Annotated in this window: 14 protein-coding genes and 1 tRNA gene; 13 read left to right on the top strand and 2 right to left on the bottom strand. The window is 68.7% G+C overall.

Going from position 1 to position 19,331, the window contains the following annotated elements; genetic code table 11:
* Positions 1–35: 35 nt before the first annotated feature.
* Positions 36–1,244: a pyridoxal phosphate-dependent aminotransferase gene (locus AC0VYD_RS23030; RefSeq protein ID WP_475477441.1), complete on the bottom strand. Its 1,209-nt coding sequence runs from the start codon at positions 1,242–1,244 to the stop codon at positions 36–38.
* A gap of 251 nt (positions 1,245–1,495) precedes the next feature.
* Here AC0VYD_RS23030 and AC0VYD_RS23025 point away from each other — a divergent pair.
* The 5 genes from AC0VYD_RS23025 to rplA all read left to right on the top strand — a co-directional run bounded on the left by AC0VYD_RS23025 (position 1,496) and on the right by rplA (position 4,454).
* Positions 1,496–1,568, top strand: a tRNA-Trp gene (locus tag AC0VYD_RS23025).
* A 100-nt stretch (positions 1,569–1,668) separates the two neighbouring features.
* The gene (gene secE / locus AC0VYD_RS23020; protein ID WP_191266703.1) at positions 1,669–1,923 is read left to right on the top strand and encodes a preprotein translocase subunit SecE; all 255 of its coding nucleotides are present in this window, start codon (positions 1,669–1,671) and stop codon (positions 1,921–1,923) included.
* A 198-nt stretch (positions 1,924–2,121) separates the two neighbouring features.
* A complete protein-coding gene (gene nusG, locus AC0VYD_RS23015; RefSeq protein ID WP_475477440.1) occupies positions 2,122–2,976 on the top strand; it encodes a transcription termination/antitermination protein NusG in 855 nt (284 codons plus the stop codon).
* Between the two features lie 282 nt (positions 2,977–3,258).
* Positions 3,259–3,687: a 50S ribosomal protein L11 gene (gene rplK / locus AC0VYD_RS23010; protein ID WP_191266699.1), complete on the top strand. Its 429-nt coding sequence runs from the start codon at positions 3,259–3,261 to the stop codon at positions 3,685–3,687.
* Positions 3,688–3,776: 89 nt separating this feature from the next.
* Positions 3,777–4,454, top strand: a complete 678-nt coding sequence (gene rplA, locus AC0VYD_RS23005; RefSeq protein WP_475477439.1) for a 50S ribosomal protein L1 — start codon at positions 3,777–3,779, stop codon at positions 4,452–4,454.
* A gap of 166 nt (positions 4,455–4,620) precedes the next feature.
* On the opposite strand, the gene AC0VYD_RS23000 is transcribed toward rplA, so the two are convergent.
* Positions 4,621–5,481, bottom strand: coding sequence for an SCO4651 family lipoprotein (locus AC0VYD_RS23000; protein ID WP_475477438.1), 861 nt, complete (start codon positions 5,479–5,481; stop codon positions 4,621–4,623).
* Positions 5,482–5,978: 497 nt separating this feature from the next.
* On the opposite strand from AC0VYD_RS23000, the gene rplJ reads away from it, so the two are divergent.
* From rplJ to rpsG, 8 genes are all read left to right on the top strand, one after another.
* The gene (gene rplJ, locus AC0VYD_RS22995; protein ID WP_191266683.1) at positions 5,979–6,506 is read left to right on the top strand and encodes a 50S ribosomal protein L10; all 528 of its coding nucleotides are present in this window, start codon (positions 5,979–5,981) and stop codon (positions 6,504–6,506) included.
* Between the two features lie 97 nt (positions 6,507–6,603).
* A complete protein-coding gene (gene rplL / locus AC0VYD_RS22990) occupies positions 6,604–6,990 on the top strand; it encodes a 50S ribosomal protein L7/L12 (protein WP_475477437.1) in 387 nt (128 codons plus the stop codon).
* Between the two features lie 618 nt (positions 6,991–7,608).
* Positions 7,609–7,770, top strand: a complete 162-nt coding sequence (locus AC0VYD_RS22985; protein WP_475477436.1) for a hypothetical protein — start codon at positions 7,609–7,611, stop codon at positions 7,768–7,770.
* A 54-nt stretch (positions 7,771–7,824) separates the two neighbouring features.
* On the top strand, positions 7,825–11,292 hold the full coding sequence (gene rpoB / locus AC0VYD_RS22980; protein ID WP_475477435.1) for a DNA-directed RNA polymerase subunit beta: 3,468 nt from the start codon (positions 7,825–7,827) through the stop codon (positions 11,290–11,292).
* Between the two features lie 34 nt (positions 11,293–11,326).
* Positions 11,327–15,205 carry a DNA-directed RNA polymerase subunit beta' gene (locus AC0VYD_RS22975; RefSeq protein ID WP_473038023.1) on the top strand — a complete coding sequence of 1,293 codons (3,879 nt, stop codon included), beginning with the start codon at positions 11,327–11,329 and terminating at the stop codon, positions 15,203–15,205.
* Between the two features lie 148 nt (positions 15,206–15,353).
* Complete coding sequence (locus tag AC0VYD_RS22970; protein WP_475477434.1) at positions 15,354–18,005, top strand: hypothetical protein; 2,652 nt, start codon at positions 15,354–15,356, stop codon at positions 18,003–18,005.
* Positions 18,006–18,477: 472 nt separating this feature from the next.
* Complete coding sequence (gene rpsL, locus AC0VYD_RS22965; RefSeq protein WP_014912437.1) at positions 18,478–18,849, top strand: 30S ribosomal protein S12; 372 nt, start codon at positions 18,478–18,480, stop codon at positions 18,847–18,849.
* 2 nt (positions 18,850–18,851) lie between these two features.
* Positions 18,852–19,322, top strand: coding sequence for a 30S ribosomal protein S7 (rpsG, locus tag AC0VYD_RS22960; protein WP_191266666.1), 471 nt, complete (start codon positions 18,852–18,854; stop codon positions 19,320–19,322).
* Positions 19,323–19,331 lie beyond the last annotated feature (9 nt).

The following is a 19,331-nucleotide window of genomic DNA, read 5'->3' as shown; positions in this document are numbered from 1 at the left end:
ACCCGGGGCGCGTTCGTCGTCAGAAGGGGGCGGGGCTACTTCGCCTCGGCCAACAGCTTCTGGATGCGGCTCACGCCCTCGGCCAGGTCCTCGTCGCTGAGCGCGTAGGACAGGCGCAGGTAGCCGGGGGTGCCGAAGGCCTCACCGGGCACCACGGCGACCTCGGCCTCCTCCAGGATGACCTCGGCGAGCTCGGTGGAGGTCTGCGGCCTGCGGCCGCGGATCTCCCTGCCCAGGACGCCCTTCACCGACGGGTAGGCGTAGAACGCGCCCTCGGGAACGGGGCAGAGGACGCCGTCGATCTCGTTGAGCATCCGCACGATGGTCCTGCGGCGGCGGTCGAAGGCCTTCTTCATCTCCTCGACCGCGGTGAGGTCGCCGGAGACGGCGGCCAGGGCGGCGGCCTGCGACACGTTCGCGACGTTCGAGGTGGCGTGCGACTGGAGGTTGCTCGCCGCCTTGACGACGTCCTTCGGACCGATGATCCACCCCACGCGCCAGCCGGTCATCGCGTACGTCTTGGCGACGCCGTTGACGATGACGGTGCGGTCCGCGATCTCGGGGACCTCGACGGGCAGCGAGGAGAACTCGGCGTCGCCGTAGACCAGGTGCTCGTAGATCTCGTCGGTCAGTACCCACAGGCCGTGCTCGTCGGCCCACCGGCCGATGGCGCGGACCTGCTCGCGCGGGTAGACGGCACCGGTCGGGTTCGACGGGGAGACGAACACCAGCACCTTGGTGCGGTCGGTGCGCGCGGCCTCGAGCTGCTCGACGCTGGCCATGTAGCCGGTGCTCTCGTCGGTCACGACGAAGACCGGGACACCGCCGGCGAGCTTGATCGACTCGGGGTAGGTGGTCCAGTACGGGGCGATGACGATGACCTCGTCGCCCGGGTCCAGCATGGCGGCGAAGGCCTCGTAGATGGCCTGCTTCCCGCCGTTGGTCACCAGGACCTGAGCAGGATCCACCTCGTAACCGGAGTCGCGCCTGGTCTTCTCCGCGATGGCCTTCTTCAGCTCGGGAAGGCCGCCGGCGGGGGTGTAGCGGTGGAAGCGCGGCTCACGGGCCGCGGCCACCGCGGCCTCGACGATGTAGTCGGGGGTCGGGAAGTCCGGTTCACCCGCGCCGAAGCCGATGACGGGACGGCCCTCCGCCTTCATGGCCTTGGCCTTGGCGTCCACCGCGAGGGTGGCGGACTCGGAGATGGCGCTGATACGTGCAGAGATACGGGGTCGGTCAGTCATGCTCCTATGTTGTCATGTGTGCTCCGGGGCCGGTTGCGGGGGAAGGCCCCGGTCCGCCGGACGAAGTTCCCGGAGGGTGTCGGCCCCGGGGTCCGGACACCCGGTCGGGCCCGCGGTCAAACGGTTTGGCCCGAGCAGCGTGGAGGGCGTACACTCGTTCGCGTCGGTTCGTCGTTATGCAGGTGTCACACCACTGAGGGTGTGCGACAGCACTCAGAACCGGCTATGGTGGGGAGCGCAGTTTCCGCTCAAGGGCAGTGGCTCAATTGGCAGAGCACCGGTCTCCAAAACCGGCGGTTGGGGGTTCGAGTCCCTCCTGCCCTGCAAGTCCGCACGTGGTACGGGGTGGCGTCCATCGCCGCCCCGCCGCGGAGACAACGGAACTACGGGGATACGAAGCAGCCCGCGACCCTAAGGACCCCAGGTGACTCAGACTGACGCCGACGCCAAGCCCGACAAGGAGCCGAAGCGTCGTACCGGTCCGGTGACGTTCACCAAGCAGGTCGTCGGGGAACTGCGCAAGGTCCGCTGGCCCACGCGCAAGGAACTCGTCACCTACACCATCGTCGTGCTGGTGTTCGTCGTGATCGTCCTCGCTTACGTCTCCCTTCTCGACTTCGCCTTCGGTGAGGCCGTGACCTGGCTCTACAGCACCTTCGGCCGCCCCGCGGGCGCCTAGGGGACCCAGGCCGCGCCCCCGGGAACCCGGCGGGTGCCCCTGGCGGTGGCCGTTTTCGCGGCCACTCCGCTCCCGCTCGTCCGCGCGTTGGTCCCGCGTCGCCCGGAAAGACCGTAAGCTGGCAGAACTGGGTTCGACGCACGGCCTGTTCGGTGTGCGTCGCACGCACTAGCGAATCCGACGAGAGAAAGAGCAGCCGTGTCCGAGTCCCCACTGACCTCTGACGACTTCCCCGAAGAGGAGCCGGATCAGTCGTCGGCGGAAGAGACCGGCCTGGCGGGCGAGCTGTCCGAGGAAACGGTCGAGCAGACCGACGCCGACAGCCCGGAGCTGGCCGAAGAGGCCGCTGAGAGCACCGACGAGGCCGCTGACGCCGAGGCCGACGACGCTGAGGCTGCCGACGGAACCGAATCCGACGAAGCCGGGGCCGAGCCCGAGCTGCCCCGCCTCGACCCCGTCGAGGAGTACAAGAACGAGCTCGTCCTGCTGCCCGGCGACTGGTACGTCGTGCACACCTACGCGGGTTACGAGAAGCGGGTCAAGGCCAACGTCGAGAGCCGCACCCAGTCCCTCAACATGGAGGAGTACATCTTCCAGGTCGAGGTGCCCGAGCACGAGGTCACCGAGGTCAAGAGCGGCAAGCGCCAGCAGGTCACCGAGAAGGTCCTGCCCGGCTACGTCCTGGTCCGCATGGACCTGACCGACGAGTCCTGGTCGGCCATCCGCAACACCCCCGGTGTCACCGGTTTCGTGGGCCTGTCCAACAAGCCCGCCCCGCTGAGCCTCACCGAGGTGGCCAAGCTCCTGGCCCCCGAGCCGGAGGAGGAGCCGGAGCAGACCCAGCAGGTCAAGGGTTCCGGCGGCGGCGAGGCCCGCTCCGACGTGGCCTACGACGTCGGCGAGTCCGTCACGGTCATGGAGGGTCCGTTCGCGACCCTGCCCGCCACCGTCAGCGAGATCAACGCCGACACCCAGAAGCTCAAGGTGCTGGTGTCGATCTTCGGCCGTGAGACCCCGGTGGAGCTCTCCTTCAACCAGGTCGCCAAGATCTGACCCCGTGGGGTCTTCCCCACAACCCGCCCGGACCACTGTCCGGGCGACGTAGACTTGGTGGGTCCGCCCCGTGATGGGCGGACCCACTGTCGCGTGCCCCGCCCAGGCGGGACACGCTCCGGCCCGTCCGGTCCCGACGGGCCGTGACTCCGCGCCCGGGTACCCCGTACCCGAACGCGGGCAGCCTCCTTCGGCAGCGGTTCCGCCGTGGTCCCGTGACCCCGCGGTGCCGTCAGGGAGGCAGGGGCCGGCACACAACGCAGATCAGGCAAAGGACCCGATATGCCTCCGAAGAAGAAACTTGCCGCACTCGTCAAGGTGCAGCTCCCCGCCGGTCAGGCGACCCCGGCGCCGCCCGTCGGTACCGCCCTCGGTCCGCACGGCGTCAACATCATGGACTTCTGCAAGCAGTACAACGCTGCTACGGAGGCCCAGCGCGGCAGCGTCATCCCCGTTGAGATCTCCATCTACGAGGACCGCTCCTTCAGCTTCATCACCAAGACGCCCCCGGCGCCGCGGCTGATCCTGAAGGCCGCCGGTCTGGACAAGGCCGCCACCGACCCGGGCCGCACCACCGCCGGTTCGATCACCGCCGACCAGGTCCGTGAGATCGCGCAGACCAAGCTGCCCGACCTCAACACCGACGACATCGAGGCCGCGGCCAAGATCGTCACCGGTACCGCCCGCTCGATGGGCATCGAGGTCAAGTAGCTCCCCCCTCGGGGCCGCTCGACGGCAAGAACCACAGTGGCAGGGCCAGGCGCTGGCCCTAGGACCACACGTTCCCTTAGGAGAACAGCGTGAAGCGCAGCAAGAACCACCGCAAAGCCGACAACCTGGTGGACCGCGACCGGCTCTACAGCCCCGCCGAGGCCGTGAAGCTGGCCAAGGAGACCACCAAGGTCAAGTTCGACGCGACCGTCGAGGTCGCCCTGCGCCTGGGCGTCGACCCGCGCAAGGCCGACCAGATGGTCCGCGGCACCGTGAACCTGCCGAACGGCACCGGCAAGACCGCTCGGGTCCTGGTCTTCGCGACCGGTGAGCGTGCCGAGCAGGCCCGTGCCGCTGGCGCCGACATCGTCGGTGACGACGAGCTGGTCGAGAGGGTCCAGAACGGCTTCCTCGACTTCGACGCCGTCGTGGCCACCCCGGACCTCATGGGCAAGGTCGGCCGCCTCGGCCGCGTGCTCGGTCCGCGCGGCCTCATGCCCAACCCCAAGACGGGCACCGTCACCCCGGACGTGGCCAAGGCCGTGACCGACATCAAGGGCGGCAAGATCGAGTTCCGCGTGGACCGCCACGGGAACCTGCACTTCATCATCGGCAAGGTCTCCTTCGAGGAGCCCAAGCTGCTGGAGAACTACAAGGCCGCGATCGACGAGGTCAACCGCCTCAAGCCGTCCGCCGCCAAGGGCCGCTACATCAAGAAGGCCGTGGTCACCACCACGATGGGTCCGAGCATTCCGCTCGAGGCCTGACACGCCTGCTTGACCCCGTGGGCCCCCGGCCCCGACCGCCGCCGTCTTCGGACGGCGAGCCGGCGGGCCGGGGGCCCTCCTGTTGTCCCGGGGCAGGGACCCGGGACAGTCCGGGACAGCGGACGGCCCCGTCTCCGCGCGGAGACGGGGCCGTCGGCGTGTGCGGTTACGCGGTGCCGATCTGGTCCTCGGTGGGCATCTCGAAGGAGGTCGAGTCGATGGCGGAGAACTCCATCGAGACGTCGGCCTCGTCGTTGGACAACTCCGTCCGCATCGGGAAGCCGTTGTCGTCGATCCACAGGGTGACGTCCAGGGACCCGGCGACCTCGCCGCCCATCAGCTTCTCGAGCACACCGCTCTGCTCGGGGGTGAGCCCGTCCAGGTCCTCGGCGGTCAGGGTGCCCTGGACGACCGTGGTCTCGACGCCGTCGATCGCCTCGGTCCCGGTCTCCTCGGCCTGGTCGACTTCGGCCAGGGCCTTGGCGAGATCGGGCAGCGAGTCGATGTCGAAGACGTCGTTCGGGTCCTGCTCCATCTGGCCCTGGCCGCCGCGGATCCAGGGGGCATCGCCCTCGAAGCCGTACGGGTCCGCGACCAGCGGCTCCTGGCCCTCCTCGGTGATGACGGTGCCGGTGCCCAGGTCCTCGGCGGTGACGTCGGCGGGCAGCTCGCCGCCCAGGGACATCATCTCGAACATCATCTCGCCGAGGAACGGCATGCTGATGGTGGTCTGGACGGCCTCGGGGTCGTCCATCACCTCGTAGACCATGCCGATCGTGATCTCGCCCATGTCGGGGTCGGGCGTCGTCATGTCGAGGGTGAGGGTGTAGTTGGTGACCTCGTCGGTGTTGCCCCCGAGGCTGCTGAGCAGGTCCTCGATGGTGCTCTTCTTGTCGCCGCCCTGCTCCTCCTCCGCCGCGGCCTCGGTCGTGGTCTCCTCCTCGGCTGCGTCGCTGCCGCAGGCGGTGAGGGCGAGGGCCAGGGACAGGGAACCGGCGGCCAGGAAGGCCGGGGTACGGGTCTTCAAGAGAAGTGTTCACTTTCTTCGATGGGGGAAGCGGGGCGCGTCGGAGAGCGGGGGGCGCCCGTCAGGTGTGACTTGATGTTCTCACCTTCGACGGACATTCCCGGTATCGCGTTCCGTCGATGGGCGTGATTGGTATCCGTTCCTCACAGAACGGTGATGTCGCCTCCTCCCCGGCCTCCCGGAGGGCGGATCGGGGCCGGGCGGATGAGGCGTGGATCACTCCCGCGTGCGGCCCCGATTGGACGAGCACCCCCATTCGTCCGTTAGCATTGGTAATTGCCGAAGACCGCTGGTCGTCACCCGCTCGGGTGACCCAAGGACCCGTTGATGGGCGCCCGCGCAGGTGTCACCAGAGCTTTCCCGTTCCGGTGCGTGCGAGCCACGCTCCGAGAACGCGGTCGTGCCCCGTGCGCCTCGCGCTCGGGGCTTTTTCTCGTGCTGACGCCGATCGTGGAGTCCTTGGGAACCAACCAGCGTTCACTGTTGGAAGGAGTCCCATGGCGAGGCCGGACAAGGCAGCCGCGGTCGCCGAACTCTCGGACGAGTTCCGTGAGTCGAACGGCGCCGTGCTGACCCAATACCGGGGGCTCACTGTTGCGCAGATCACTGAACTGCGTAACAGCCTCGGTCAGACAGCGCGTTTTCGCATCGTCAAGAACACGCTGACCAAGCTTGCGGTCAAGGAGGCCGGAGTCGACGAGCAGATCGTTGATCTGCTCGAAGGCCCGTCCGCCATCGCCTTCGTCCGCGGGGACGTCGTCGAGGCCGCCAAGGGTCTGCGTGACTTCGCGAAGGCGAACTCGCCCCTGGTGATCAAGGGCGGTCTCATCGACGGCAAGTCGATGAGCGCCGAGGACGTCACCAAGCTGGCCGATCTGGAGTCCCGAGAGGTTCTCCTCTCGAAGCTGGCCGGTGCGCTCAAGGCCAAGCAGGGCCAGGCCGCCGCCGTCTTCCAGGCGCTCCCGTCCAAGACTGTGCGTCTCGCGCAGGCCCTGGCGGACAAGCGTTCCGAGGAAGCCGCTTAAACCCCATGAACCACGGCGGGTGCCGACGGCGCCCGGCCACTGGCTCGCACGATGCGCCGTTGGGCGCGCGTGTCGTTAGAGAAAGAGAGATCGCACCATGGCGAAGCTCAGCAACGAGGACCTGCTTGCCGCGTTCGAGGAGATGACCCTCCTCGAGCTCTCCGAGTTCGTGAAGCTGTTCGAGGACAAGTTCGACGTCACCGCCGCCGCCCCGGCCGCCGTCGTCGCTGCCGGCCCCGCCGGCGGCGGCGCCGCCGAGGAGGCCGAGGAGCAGAGCGAGTTCGACGTCATCCTCGAGGGCGCTGGCGACAAGAAGATCCAGGTCATCAAGGAGGTCCGCGGCCTCACGAGCCTGGGTCTCAAGGAGGCCAAGGACCTCGTCGACAACGCCCCGAAGCCGCTCCTCGAGGGCGTCAGCAAGGAGGCCGCGGACAAGGCCAAGGCCGCCCTTGAGGGCGCTGGCGCCTCCGTCACCCTCAAGTAGTCCTCCGCGGGCCCCAGATGCCCGCTGGTCTGCGTGAAGCGGCCGTCCCTCCTCCGGGAGGGGCGGCCGCTTTCCTGTGTCCTGGGAGGGCTGACGCCCCTCCGGGCGCGGGGCGGAACGGCACCGGGGGACCCGGTCCGCCGACAGCCCCGGGCCCGTCGGCCGGAAACGGGGCCGAACGTCCGCCGACCGCGCGGTCCGACGTCCCCTATGTCGTGAACGGCGCCGTGTCTGACCTGCCGTGCGCCGGGTGGTGTGCGAAGCTGGGGCGGTCCGGGGCGGGATCCGCCGAGGCCGCGTGTGCGAACTGTCCCCCGGACGCGATAACCTCCCGTCCCGGGAATCTTGACGGGGCACGGGGAGAGTGTTTACCCGCCTTGGGCGGGGGAACCTTTCCGGGTGTCCGTTGGCTCACATCCCCCGAGGGGCCAGGGCAGGCGCGCTGTTTCACCCTGATGGTCCAGGGCCTCCCCCCGGGGACGGCCGTCGGCTCCGCCGTCGGTCGGAACCCGGACCGGAGCCACCCCGCCGGGGGCGCCGGTGCACGAGGGGCGGGCTTGACGGATCGCCCTCCACGGGTGATCCTGCCGGTGTCGTGAGTGGCGCTGTGGACCGTGAGTGGACAGCGGTGTGGTGTTCGGCTACACTGCTCTTTTGCGCTGCCCTTTGGTGATCCCTGTATCGGTGTTCGGTTTCCGCCGTCCCATTTCGCTGGATCCGGAAAGCCCGAACCCGATCGATGTGACCGTCTCAACCGCGTTGCGGCGGTACTTCTCGTGACGGATCGTCTGGCGTGCGCGCTTCAACCGCCACAAGCCTTCGGAAGGACCCCTGTTGGCAGCCTCGCGCAACGCCTCCGCTAACGCCCTTGGTCCGCACCGCGTTTCTTTCGCCCGTATCCAGGAGCCCCTCGAGGTTCCCAACCTTCTGGCCCTGCAGACCGAGTCGTTCAACTGGCTGCTGGGCAACGACACGTGGAAGACCCGGGTCGAGACGGCCCGTAACGCTGGCCGCAAGGACGTTCCGGAGCAGTCCGGTCTCGAAGAGATCTTCGAGGAGATCAGTCCGATCGAGGACTTCTCGGGCACGATGTCGCTGTCGTTCCGCGACCATCGGTTCGAGCCGCCCAAGTACTCCGAGGAGGAGTGCAAGGACAAGGACATGACGTACTCCGCCCCGATGTTCGTCACGGCGGAGTTCATCAACAACGACACCGGTGAGATCAAGAGCCAGACGGTGTTCATGGGCGACTTCCCGCTCATGACCGTCAAGGGCACCTTCATCATCAACGGTACCGAGCGCGTAGTCGTCTCCCAGCTGGTCCGTTCCCCGGGTGTCTACTTCGACAAGTCCGTCGACAAGACCTCGGACAAGGACCTGTTCGGCTGCAAGGTCATCCCGTCCCGCGGTGCCTGGCTGGAGTTCGAGGTCGACAAGCGCGACTTCGTCGGCGTCCGCATCGACCGCAAGCGCAAGCAGGGCGTCACCGTCCTGCTCAAGGCGCTGGGCTGGACGACCGACCAGATCCTGGAGCGCTTCGGCCAGTACGAGTCGATCCGCAACACCCTGGAGAAGGACCCCACAGCGGGCACCGACGACGCGCTGCTGGACATCTACCGCAAGCTGCGCCCCGGAGAGCCGCCCACGAAGGAGTCGGCCCAGGCGCTGTTGGAGAACCTGTACTTCAACCCCAAGCGCTACGACCTGGCCAAGGTCGGTCGCTACAAGATCAACAAGAAGCTCGGCCTGGACACCGACTTCACGCAGGGCACCCTCACCGAAGAGGACATCGTCTCCACCATCGACTACCTGGTCCGCCTGCACGCGGGCGAGGTCGAGAAGGAGACCGCCCTCGGTCCCCGTCCGGTCGAGACCGACGACATCGACCACTTCGGCAACCGCCGCCTGCGCACCGTCGGCGAGCTCATCCAGAACCAGGTCCGCCTGGGCCTGGCCCGGATGGAGCGCGTCGTCCGTGAGCGGATGACCACCCAGGACGTCGAGGCGATCACGCCGCAGACCCTGATCAACATCCGCCCCGTCGTGGCCTCCATCAAGGAGTTCTTCGGCACCTCGCAGCTGTCCCAGTTCATGGACCAGACCAACCCGCTCGCGGGCCTGACCCACAAGCGCCGCCTCTCCGCGCTGGGTCCGGGCGGTCTGTCCCGTGAGCGCGCGGGCTTCGAGGTCCGGGACGTCCACCCGTCCCACTACGGCCGCATGTGCCCGATCGAGACGCCCGAGGGCCCGAACATCGGTCTTATCGGCTCGCTGGCCGCCTACGGCCGCGTGAACTCCTTCGGTTTCGTGGAGACCCCGTACCGCAAGGTCATCGACGGTCGCATCTCCGACCACGTCGACTACCTCACCGCGGACGAGGAGGACCTCTACGTCATCGCGCAGGCGAACACGCCGATGAACCCGGACGGCACCTTCGCCGAGGCCGGCGTGCTCGTCCGCCGTAAGGGCGGAGAGTTCGAGCAGGTCAGCACCGACGAGGTCGACTACATGGACGTGTCGCCGCGCCAGATGGTGTCGGTCGCCACCGCCATGATCCCCTTCCTGGAGCACGACGACGCCAACCGCGCGCTCATGGGCTCCAACATGCAGCGCCAGGCCGTGCCGCTGCTCCGCGCCGAGTCGCCCTTCGTCGGCACCGGCATGGAGTACCGCGCCGCCACCGACGCCGGTGAGGTCATCGTCGCGGAGAAGGCCGGCGTGGTCGAGGACGTCACCGCCGACTACGTCACCGTGATGGCCGACGACGGCACGCGCAAGACGTACCGGATGGGCAAGTTCCAGCGCTCCAACCAGGGCACCTGCTTCAACCAGCGCCCCATCGTGTACGAGGGTCAGCGGATCGAGGCCAAGCAGGTCCTCGCCGACGGTCCGTCCACGGACCAGGGCGAGATGTCGCTGGGCAAGAACCTCCTCGTGGCGTACATGTCCTGGGAGGGCCACAACTACGAGGACGCGATCATCCTCTCCCAGCGCCTGGTGCAGGACGACGTCCTCTCCTCGATCCACATCGAGGAGCACGAGGTCGACGCCCGTGACACCAAGCTGGGTCCGGAGGAGATCACCCGCGAGATCCCCAACGTCAGCGAGGAGGTCCTGGCCGACCTCGACGACCGGGGCATCATCCGCATCGGTGCCGAGGTCGTCGACGGCGACATCCTCGTCGGCAAGGTCACGCCCAAGGGCGAGACCGAGCTGACCCCGGAGGAGCGCCTGCTCCGCGCCATCTTCGGCGAGAAGGCCCGCGAGGTCCGCGACACCTCCCTGAAGGTGCCGCACGGCGAGACCGGCAAGGTCATCGGCGTCCGGGTGTTCAGCCGCGACGAGGGCGACGAGCTCGCCCCCGGCGTCAACGAGATGGTCCGCGTCTACGTGGCCCAGAAGCGCAAGATCACCGACGGTGACAAGCTCGCCGGCCGTCACGGCAACAAGGGCGTCATCTCGAAGATCCTGCCCCAGGAGGACATGCCCTTCCTGGAGGACGGCACCCCCGTCGACATCATCCTCAACCCGCTGGGCGTCCCCGGCCGAATGAACGTCGGTCAGGTGCTGGAGGTCCACCTGGGCTGGCTGGCCAAGAACGGCTGGCTGGTCGAGGGGGTCGAGGAGGAGTGGCAGAAGTCGCTGCACGCGATCGGCGCCGCCGAGGTCGAACCGAACTCGCGTGTGGCCACGCCGGTCTTCGACGGCCTGCACGGTGACGAGCTCAGCGGCCTCATCCAGTCGGTCCGCCCGAACAAGGACGGCGACCGCCTCATCAACACCGACGGCAAGGCCCGCCTGTTCGACGGCCGTACCGGTGAGCCCTTCGCGGAGCCGATCTCCGTCGGCTACAAGTACATCCTGAAGCTCCACCACCTCGTGGACGACAAGATCCACGCCCGCTCCACCGGCCCGTACTCCATGATCACCCAGCAGCCGCTGGGCGGTAAGGCGCAGTTCGGCGGTCAGCGCTTCGGTGAGATGGAGGTCTGGGCGCTGGAGGCCTACGGTGCCGCCTACGCGCTCCAGGAGCTGCTCACCATCAAGTCCGACGACGTGGTGGGACGCGTCAAGGTCTACGAGGCCATCGTCAAGGGCGAGAACATCCCCGAGCCGGGTATCCCTGAGTCCTTCAAGGTGCTCATCAAGGAGATGCAGTCGCTCTGTCTGAACGTGGAGGTGCTGTCCAGTGACGGTATGTCCATCGAGATGCGGGACAGTGACGAGGACGTCTTCCGCGCCGCGGAAGAACTGGGAATCGACCTGGGCAGGCGAGAGCCGAGCAGTGTCGAAGAGGTCTAACTTCCGCGGAATCCGAGAGCAGGGGACGAATTAAGTGCTCGACGTCAACTTCTTCGACGAGCTGCGGATTGGCCTCGCCACCGCCGACGACATTCGCCAGTGGTCGCACGGCGAGGTCAAGAAGCCCGAAACCATCAACTACCGCACCCTCAAGCCCGAGAAGGACGGACTCTTCTGCGAGAAGATCTTCGGTCCGACCCGGGACTGGGAGTGCTACTGCGGCAAGTACAAGCGCGTCCGCTTCAAGGGCATCATCTGTGAGCGCTGCGGCGTCGAGGTGACCCGTGCCAAGGTGCGCCGTGAGCGGATGGGCCACATCGAACTGGCCGCCCCCGTCACGCACATCTGGTACTTCAAGGGCGTGCCCTCCCGACTGGGCTACCTGCTGGACCTGGCGCCGAAGGATCTCGAGAAGATCATCTACTTCGCCGCCTACATGGTCACGTGGGTGGACACCGAGGCCCGTGAGCGCGACCTCCAGTCGCTGGAGGCCCGGATCTCGGTCGAGAAGCAGCACCTGGAGCAGCGCCGCGACTCCACCATCGAGGAGCGCCACCGCAAGCTCGAGGCCGACCTGGCCGAGCTGGAGGAGCAGGGCGCCAAGGGCGACGCGCGCCGCAAGGTGCGCGAGGGCGCCGAGCGTGAGATGCGCCAGCTGCGCGACCGCGCCCAGCGCGAGATCGACCGCCTCGACGAGGTGTGGAGCCGTTTCAAGAACCTCAAGGTCCAGGACCTCGAGGGCGACGAGATGCTCTACCGCGAGATGCGGGACCGCTTCGGGAAGTACTTCCGCGGCGGCATGGGCGCCCAGGCCATCCAGGACCGCCTGTCCAACTTCGAGCTGGACGAGGAGGCGGAGAAGCTCCGGGAGACCATCCGCACCGGCAAGGGCCAGAAGAAGGCCCGCGCCCTGAAGCGGCTCAAGGTCGTCTCGGCGTTCCTCAACACCACCAACAGCCCCATGGGCATGGTGCTGGACTGCATCCCGGTCATTCCGCCGGACCTGCGTCCGATGGTGCAGCTGGACGGCGGCCGCTTCGCGACCTCCGACCTCAACGACCTGTACCGCCGCGTCATCAACCGGAACAACCGCCTCAAGCGGCTTCTGGACCTCGGCGCGCCCGAGATCATCGTCAACAACGAGAAGCGGATGCTGCAGGAGGCCGTCGACGCGCTGTTCGACAACGGCCGCCGCGGCCGCCCGGTCACCGGTCCCGGCAACCGTCCGCTCAAGTCGCTGTCCGACATGCTCAAGGGCAAGCAGGGCCGTTTCCGTCAGAACCTGCTCGGTAAGCGAGTCGACTACTCCGGCCGTTCGGTCATCGTCGTCGGCCCGCAGCTCAAGCTGCACCAGTGCGGTCTGCCCAAGCAGATGGCCCTGGAGCTCTTCAAGCCGTTCGTGATGAAGCGCCTGGTCGACCTGAACCACGCGCAGAACATCAAGAGCGCCAAGCGCATGGTGGAGCGGTCCCGTCCGGTCGTGTGGGACGTCCTCGAAGAGGTCATCACCGAGCACCCGGTTCTGCTGAACCGTGCTCCCACGCTGCACCGCCTGGGCATCCAGGCCTTCGAGCCGCAGCTGGTCGAGGGCAAGGCCATCCAGATCCACCCGCTCGTGTGCACGGCGTTCAACGCCGACTTCGACGGTGACCAGATGGCCGTGCACCTGCCGCTGTCCGCCGAGGCCCAGGCCGAGGCGCGGCTGCTGATGCTCGCCACCAACAACATCCTCAAGCCGTCCGACGGCAAGCCCGTGACCATGCCCACCCAGGACATGATCATCGGTCTGTACTACCTGACGACGGAGAAGCCCGGGGCCAGGGGCGAGGACCGCGCCTTCCGCTCCCCGGCCGAGGCCATCATGGCCTACGACCTGGGTGACCTGGACCTGCAGGCCAGGATCCGGCTGCGTATCGCCGACGGCGCTCCCGCGCCCAAGGACTGGACGCCGCCGGAGGGCTGGGAGCAGGGCGACGTCTACGTCCTGGAGACCACCCTGGGCCGGTACCTCTTCAACGAGGCCACCCCGGTGGACTACCCCTACGTCAACTTCCAGGTGGGCAAGAAGCAGGTCTCGGTCCTGGTCAACGACCTCGCCGAGAACTACCCGAAGGTCCAGGTCGCCACGACCCTGGACGCCCTGAAGGACGCCGGTTACCGCTGGGCCACCCGGTCCGGCCTGACCATCGGTATCGAGGACGTCGTCGCGCCTCCGCGCAAGGCCGAGATCCTCAGCGGCTACGAGGGCAAGGCCGACAAGATCCAGCGCGAGTACGACCGCGGTCTGATCACCGACGACGAGCGCCGTCAGGAGCTCACCGAGGTGTGGACCCAGGCCACGGCCGAGGTCGCCAAGAACATGGAGGACAACTTCCCCGCCGACAACCCGGTGTGGATGATGGTCCAGTCCGGTGCGCGCGGTAACCCGATGCAGGTGCGCCAGATCGCCGGTATCCGTGGTCTGGTCTCCAACACCAAGGGTGAGACGATCCCGCGTCCGATCAAGTCCTCCTACCGCGAGGGCCTGTCCGTGCTGGAGTACTTCATCTCCACGCACGGTCAGCGCAAGGGTCTGGCCGACACCGCCCTGCGTACCGCCGACTCGGGTTACCTGACCCGGCGTCTGGTGGACGTCGCACAGGACGTCATCGTCCGTGAGATCGACTGCGGCACCGACCGTTCGCTCTGGCACGAGATCGGTGAGAAGAACGCCGCCGGCGTCGTCGTGCGCAAGCACAACGTCGAGAACACCGGTTTCGGTCGGACGATCGCCGAGGACACGCTGGACCCCGAGGGCAACCTCGTGCTCCCGGCGCTGTCCGACACCTCCGAGCAGAACATCGACAAGCTCGTCGCCCACGGGGTCACCCGCGTGCGCATCCGCTCGTCGCTGACCTGTGAGGCGAAGATCGGTGTCTGCACCACCTGCTACGGCCGCTCCATGGCGACCGGTAAGCCGGTGGACGTCGGTGAGGCGATCGGTATCATCGCGGCCCAGTCCATCGGTGAGCCCGGTACCCAGCTGACCATGCGTACCTTCCACATGGGTGGTTCGGCCGGTCAGGACATCACCCACGGTCTGCCCCGTGTCCAGGAGCTCTTCGAGGCCCGTATCCCCAAGGGTATGGCCCCGATCTCCGAGATGGAGGGCCGGATCCGGATCGATGACACCGAGAAGAGCCGCAAGATCGTCGTCATCCCCGACGACGGCACGGACGAGATCGCCTACCCGGTCCCGATGCGTGCGCAGCTCCTGGTGGGCGACGGCGACCACGTCAAGGTCGGCCAGCAGCTCATCCAGGGTGCGATCAACCCGCACGAGGTGCTTCGCATCCAGGGCCCGCGCGCGGTGCAGCAGCACCTCGTGTCGGAGGTCCAGGAGGTGTACAAGTCGCAGGGTGTGTCCATCCACGACAAGCACATCGAGATCATCGTCCGCCAGATGCTCAAGCGCGTGAACATCCTGGAGTCGGGCGACACCGAGCTGCTGCCCGGTGAGATGGTCGAGCGGCCCAAGTTCGAGCGGATCAACCGACGTGTCGTGTCCGAAGGCGGCCAGCCGGCCGCCGGACGTCCGGTACTGCTGGGTATCACCAAGGCCTCGCTGGCCACGGAGTCCTGGCTGTCGGCGGCCTCCTTCCAGGAGACCACCCGCGTGCTGACCGAGAACGCGATCCACGGCAAGAGCGACCCGCTGCTCGGCCTCAAGGAGAACGTCATCATCGGTAAGCTCATCCCGGCCGGTACCGGAATTCCGCAGTACCGCAACGTCCGGGTGGAGCCGACCGAGGAGGCCAAGGCCTCGATGTACTCGGTCTCCGGTTACGAGGAGCCCAGCGAGTACACCTTCGGTCAGGGATCGGGAGAGGCCGTTCCCCTGGAGGAGTACGACTTCGGGCCGTACAACCGGTAAGCGTCAACCTGAACGTTGGCTGAGCTGACGGCGGCGGTCAGCCACCCCCACAGCGGGGGTGGCCCCGCCGCCGTTTCGTCGTTGTCGGTCCGCACACCGCTGTGTGGACGGGGAGAGGGCGCTACGGCGCTGGCGGGAGAGCAGGCAAGTGACTGATAACGGGGGCGACGCACCGGGGAACCGGGCGTCCGAGCAGGACGCGGACTCGTGGTTCAAGCCCAGTGAGAACCGCTATCGCACACAGTCGGAGTACCAGGACCCCCTGGAGGGCGAGGAAGGCACCGGGGAGGGCGACGACGCCCCCGCCGGTGGCGCGGTCTTCCCGGACAGCGGGGGTTACGCCGGGCTGAGCGCCTCGCGTCCGGCCATGGTGGAGCCCTACCCGGACGCCCTGGGCGGTCCGCCCGCGGCCCCGAAGGAGACCCCGCCGACCTACGGCGGGGAGCCCCCGTACGTTCCGGGGATCTCCTACCCGGGCGCGGGGAGCACGGCCTACCAGCCGGTCACCCGGATCCCGGGGGAGAGCGACCCGCTGGGTGCGCCCGGGGGGTTCCCGGAGCCGGAGGGGCCGGTGGAGACCGAGGTCCCGACGGAGGCCCGGGAGAGCGCCGCGACCGGCGGCTACCCGGGTATCGCCGCCAGCGCCGAGGTCCCGCTGCCGCCGGAGGGCTCCGAACCCGCCGACGACAGCTGGGCGGCGTCCGGGAACGACTCGTGGGCCGCCCGGCCCGCCGAGGAGGAGCCCGAGGAGGCCCCCGCACGACGGATCCGGCCCGCCGGGGAAGCCGGGACCGAACCGTTCCCGGCGGCGGACACGGCCGCTCCGGCTGCGCAGCCGTGGGCGGCCGAGGCATCCGGAACGGTGAACGACACCTGGTCCGCCGAGGCACCCCCGGCTGCGGGCGACGGCTGGGCGGCCGAGGAGCCCACCGCGGACGCGCGATCGTGGGGAGCGGAGCCGCCGGCCCCCGAACCCGCGCAGGACACCTGGACCGCTCCGGCCGAGGACTCCTGGGCGCCGCAGGCGGCCGCGGAGCCCGAGCCCGCAACCGCGGGCGAGCCGTCGGCCCCCGAGCCCGCGCAGGACACCTGGGCGGGTCCGGCCGGACAGGCATGGCGGCCCGAGCCCGAGCGGGACCAGCCGCAGCAGTGGCCGGGCACCGGTGGCCTGGACAGCTGGAGCCCGACACCGGACGGCGGGGACGCCTGGAGGGGTGCGGGCACCACCGAGCCCTGGGCCGAGCCGACCGCCCGGCAGTGGAGCGACCCGGCCCCCGCCCCCTCCTACGGCGTCGACCGGTACGACGACGAGCTCTCGCCCCGGCCCGTGCCACCGCTCGACGAGTCCCCGGCGCGCGACCAGTACACCCGCGACCGGACCGGCGGGTACGAGGACGAGCTCTCCGCGCCCCCGCCCGACGCGGTCTCCGCCGACCGGGGCGGGATCGGCAGCGGGAGCGGCAACACCTGGGCCTTCGACCGCGACGACCCCCGCCTGCCCGACGTGGTCCGTGACGCCGAGCGCCGCCGCCGCGACACGGCCCCGGAGGAGCCCTCCTACACCGACTGGAGCGCCGACACCGACTGGGGCGCCGCCCCCGACGGGGAACCCGCGGGGGAGCGGGACGGCGGACCCGACACGGGCGAGCTGTCCGCGGCCGTGGCCACCTCCGATGACCCCCTGGCCGCCATCGCCGACATGCAGTCGCGGGCCAGGGCCAAGGAGGACCCGGGCCCGGAGGAGGAGTACGGGCCCGCCTCCGGCCAGGGGTGGGACGAGCGCCCGTGGGACGCACCCGCGCGGGACGGGCTCTCCTGGGACGCGCCGCCGGCCGAGGAACCGTCGTGGGGCCGGGCGGCCCCGGACGAACACCCCCTGGGCCAGCCCTCCTGGGGCGGCTCCGCCGCCGCTGCCGAGGACGGTTCCTGGCGCGGGGGCGAGGGCTCCACCCAGATGTTCACGGCACCCTCCTTCGACGGGCCCGCCGACCCCGCCGACCCCGCCGACCCCGGCGGCCTCGACGGCGGAGTCCGTCAGGACTGGTCCGCGGGGACCCGGAGCACCTGGGACCGGGAGGAACCCCGGGGCTACGACGAGCTGGGCTACGACGAGCGCGGGGCCGCCTCCGGCGGGGACGGTTACCGGGACCGGGCCTACGGGGACGTGGACGACGACCGGCTCGACGACGGCGTCGAATACGGCGAGTACGGGGACGAGGACGGTTACGGCGACCTGGCCGACGACCGGGCCGGGGACGGACCCGGCGGTCCGTCGGAGGAACAGGAGCCGGTGGCTCCCGGGGTCCCCTCCGACCTGGGAGCGGTGCCGCCGCCCGTGGACCGGGCCCTTCGGGAACGCGCCGCCGAGGACGAGGCCCGCGAGGAGGAGTCGGACTACGAGGACGGCTTCACCCCGGCGGACTACGGGATGCCGGAACGGCCCAGGCAGTCCCGGCGGCGCCGGGACCGGATCGCCGCGGACTTCCCGGGCTTCGACGACGCGCCACTGGGCGGGGACGTGGGCGACGCCTACCCCGGGTACGACAGCGTCGACTTCCTGGCCGACACCGAACCCGGGGCGAACCTGACCCTGTGGCTGGGTGTGGCCTCGCTGCTCCCGGGGCTCGGTGTGATCACCGCGGTCCTGGCGCTGTTCGTCACCGGCCCCAAGGCCAAGAGGGCGATCCGTGAGTCGCGCGGCACACTCGACGGGCTGGGGCTGATCACCACCGGTACCGTCTTCGCGGTCATCGGCATCCTGGTGACGGTGATCTCCGTCGCGATCTGGTTCGCGCTGTAGCTTCTCGGCCGCTTCCGGGGGACAATTGGCCCCCTGGGAGCGGCCGTTGCCCTTTTGCGGCCCTCCACCCGTCCCCCCGGCGGGAAAACATGGGCGAAACGAGTCTGGAAGCGCGTAGACTAGGGGTGACCCACGGCTACGCGAGATCCGGTTCCGCTTGTCTCGCCATGTCGCACACCGTTTTGACCGCCTGTTCGGTAAGCGGTAGCCTGTGTGATTGTGCCCGTGAGTCGACGGGTCACACGTGCGTGTGCGGCGCCCCAGTCCTCCACAGGACGGACGCAAGGCGCGCGGCGCATGTGAACCCCCTCCTGTGAATCGGCCTTACGGCCGGGTGTGCGCCATCCGCCATGCGTGGGAACAAGTGCGACACGCCCGACCTCGGGGGTCGGGGAGTTTCGGGAAATTCAGCAGGTCAATAGCGATATCGGCTACGAGAACCGGCGTAGGTCACGAGGAAGACGGAGACGCGGTGCCCACCATCCAGCAGCTGGTCCGCAAGGGCCGACAGGACAAGGTCGCAAAGAACAAGACCCCGGCGCTGAAGGGGAGTCCGCAGCGTCGTGGTGTGTGCACGCGTGTCTACACCACTACGCCGAAGAAGCCGAACTCCGCTCTGCGTAAGGTCGCTCGCGTCAAGCTGAGCAGCGGCATCGAGGTCACGGCCTACATTCCCGGCATTGGTCACAACCTCCAGGAGCACAGCATCGTGCTGGTTCGTGGCGGTCGAGTGAAGGACCTGCCGGGCGTCCGCTACCGAATTGTCCGCGGTTCGCTCGACACCCAGGGTGTCCGGGGCCGCAAGCAGGCCCGTAGCCACTACGGCGCCAAGAAGGAGAAGTAAGCATGCCGCGCAAGGGCCCGGCGCCGAAGCGCCAGCTCATCACCGACCCGGTTTACGGCTCGCCGCTCGTCACCGCACTCATCAACAAGGTGCTCCTCGACGGCAAGCGCTCCATCGCACAGAGCGTCGTCTACGACGCCCTCGAAGGCGCCCGTGAGAAGACCGGTCAGGACCCGCTCGTCGTCCTCAAGCGAGCCCTGGACAACATCAAGCCCGCGCTGGAGGTCCGCAGCCGCCGTGTCGGTGGCGCGACCTACCAGGTGCCGGTTGAGGTTCGCGCCTCCCGGTCCACCACGCTGGCCCTGCGCTGGCTGGTCGACTTCTCGCGCAAGCGCCGTGAGAAGACCATGACGGAGCGTCTGATGAACGAGCTGGTTGACGCCAGCAACGGTCTGGGCGCGGCTGTCAAGAAGCGTGAGGACACGCACAAGATGGCCGAGTCGAACAAGGCCTTCGCCCACTACCGCTGGTAATCCCGCGGC

This window comes from Nocardiopsis sp. iso_40 (genome assembly GCF_056173285.1).
The sequence above is the reverse complement of the archived record's forward strand: the minus strand, read 5'-3'. Positions and strand labels throughout refer to the sequence as shown.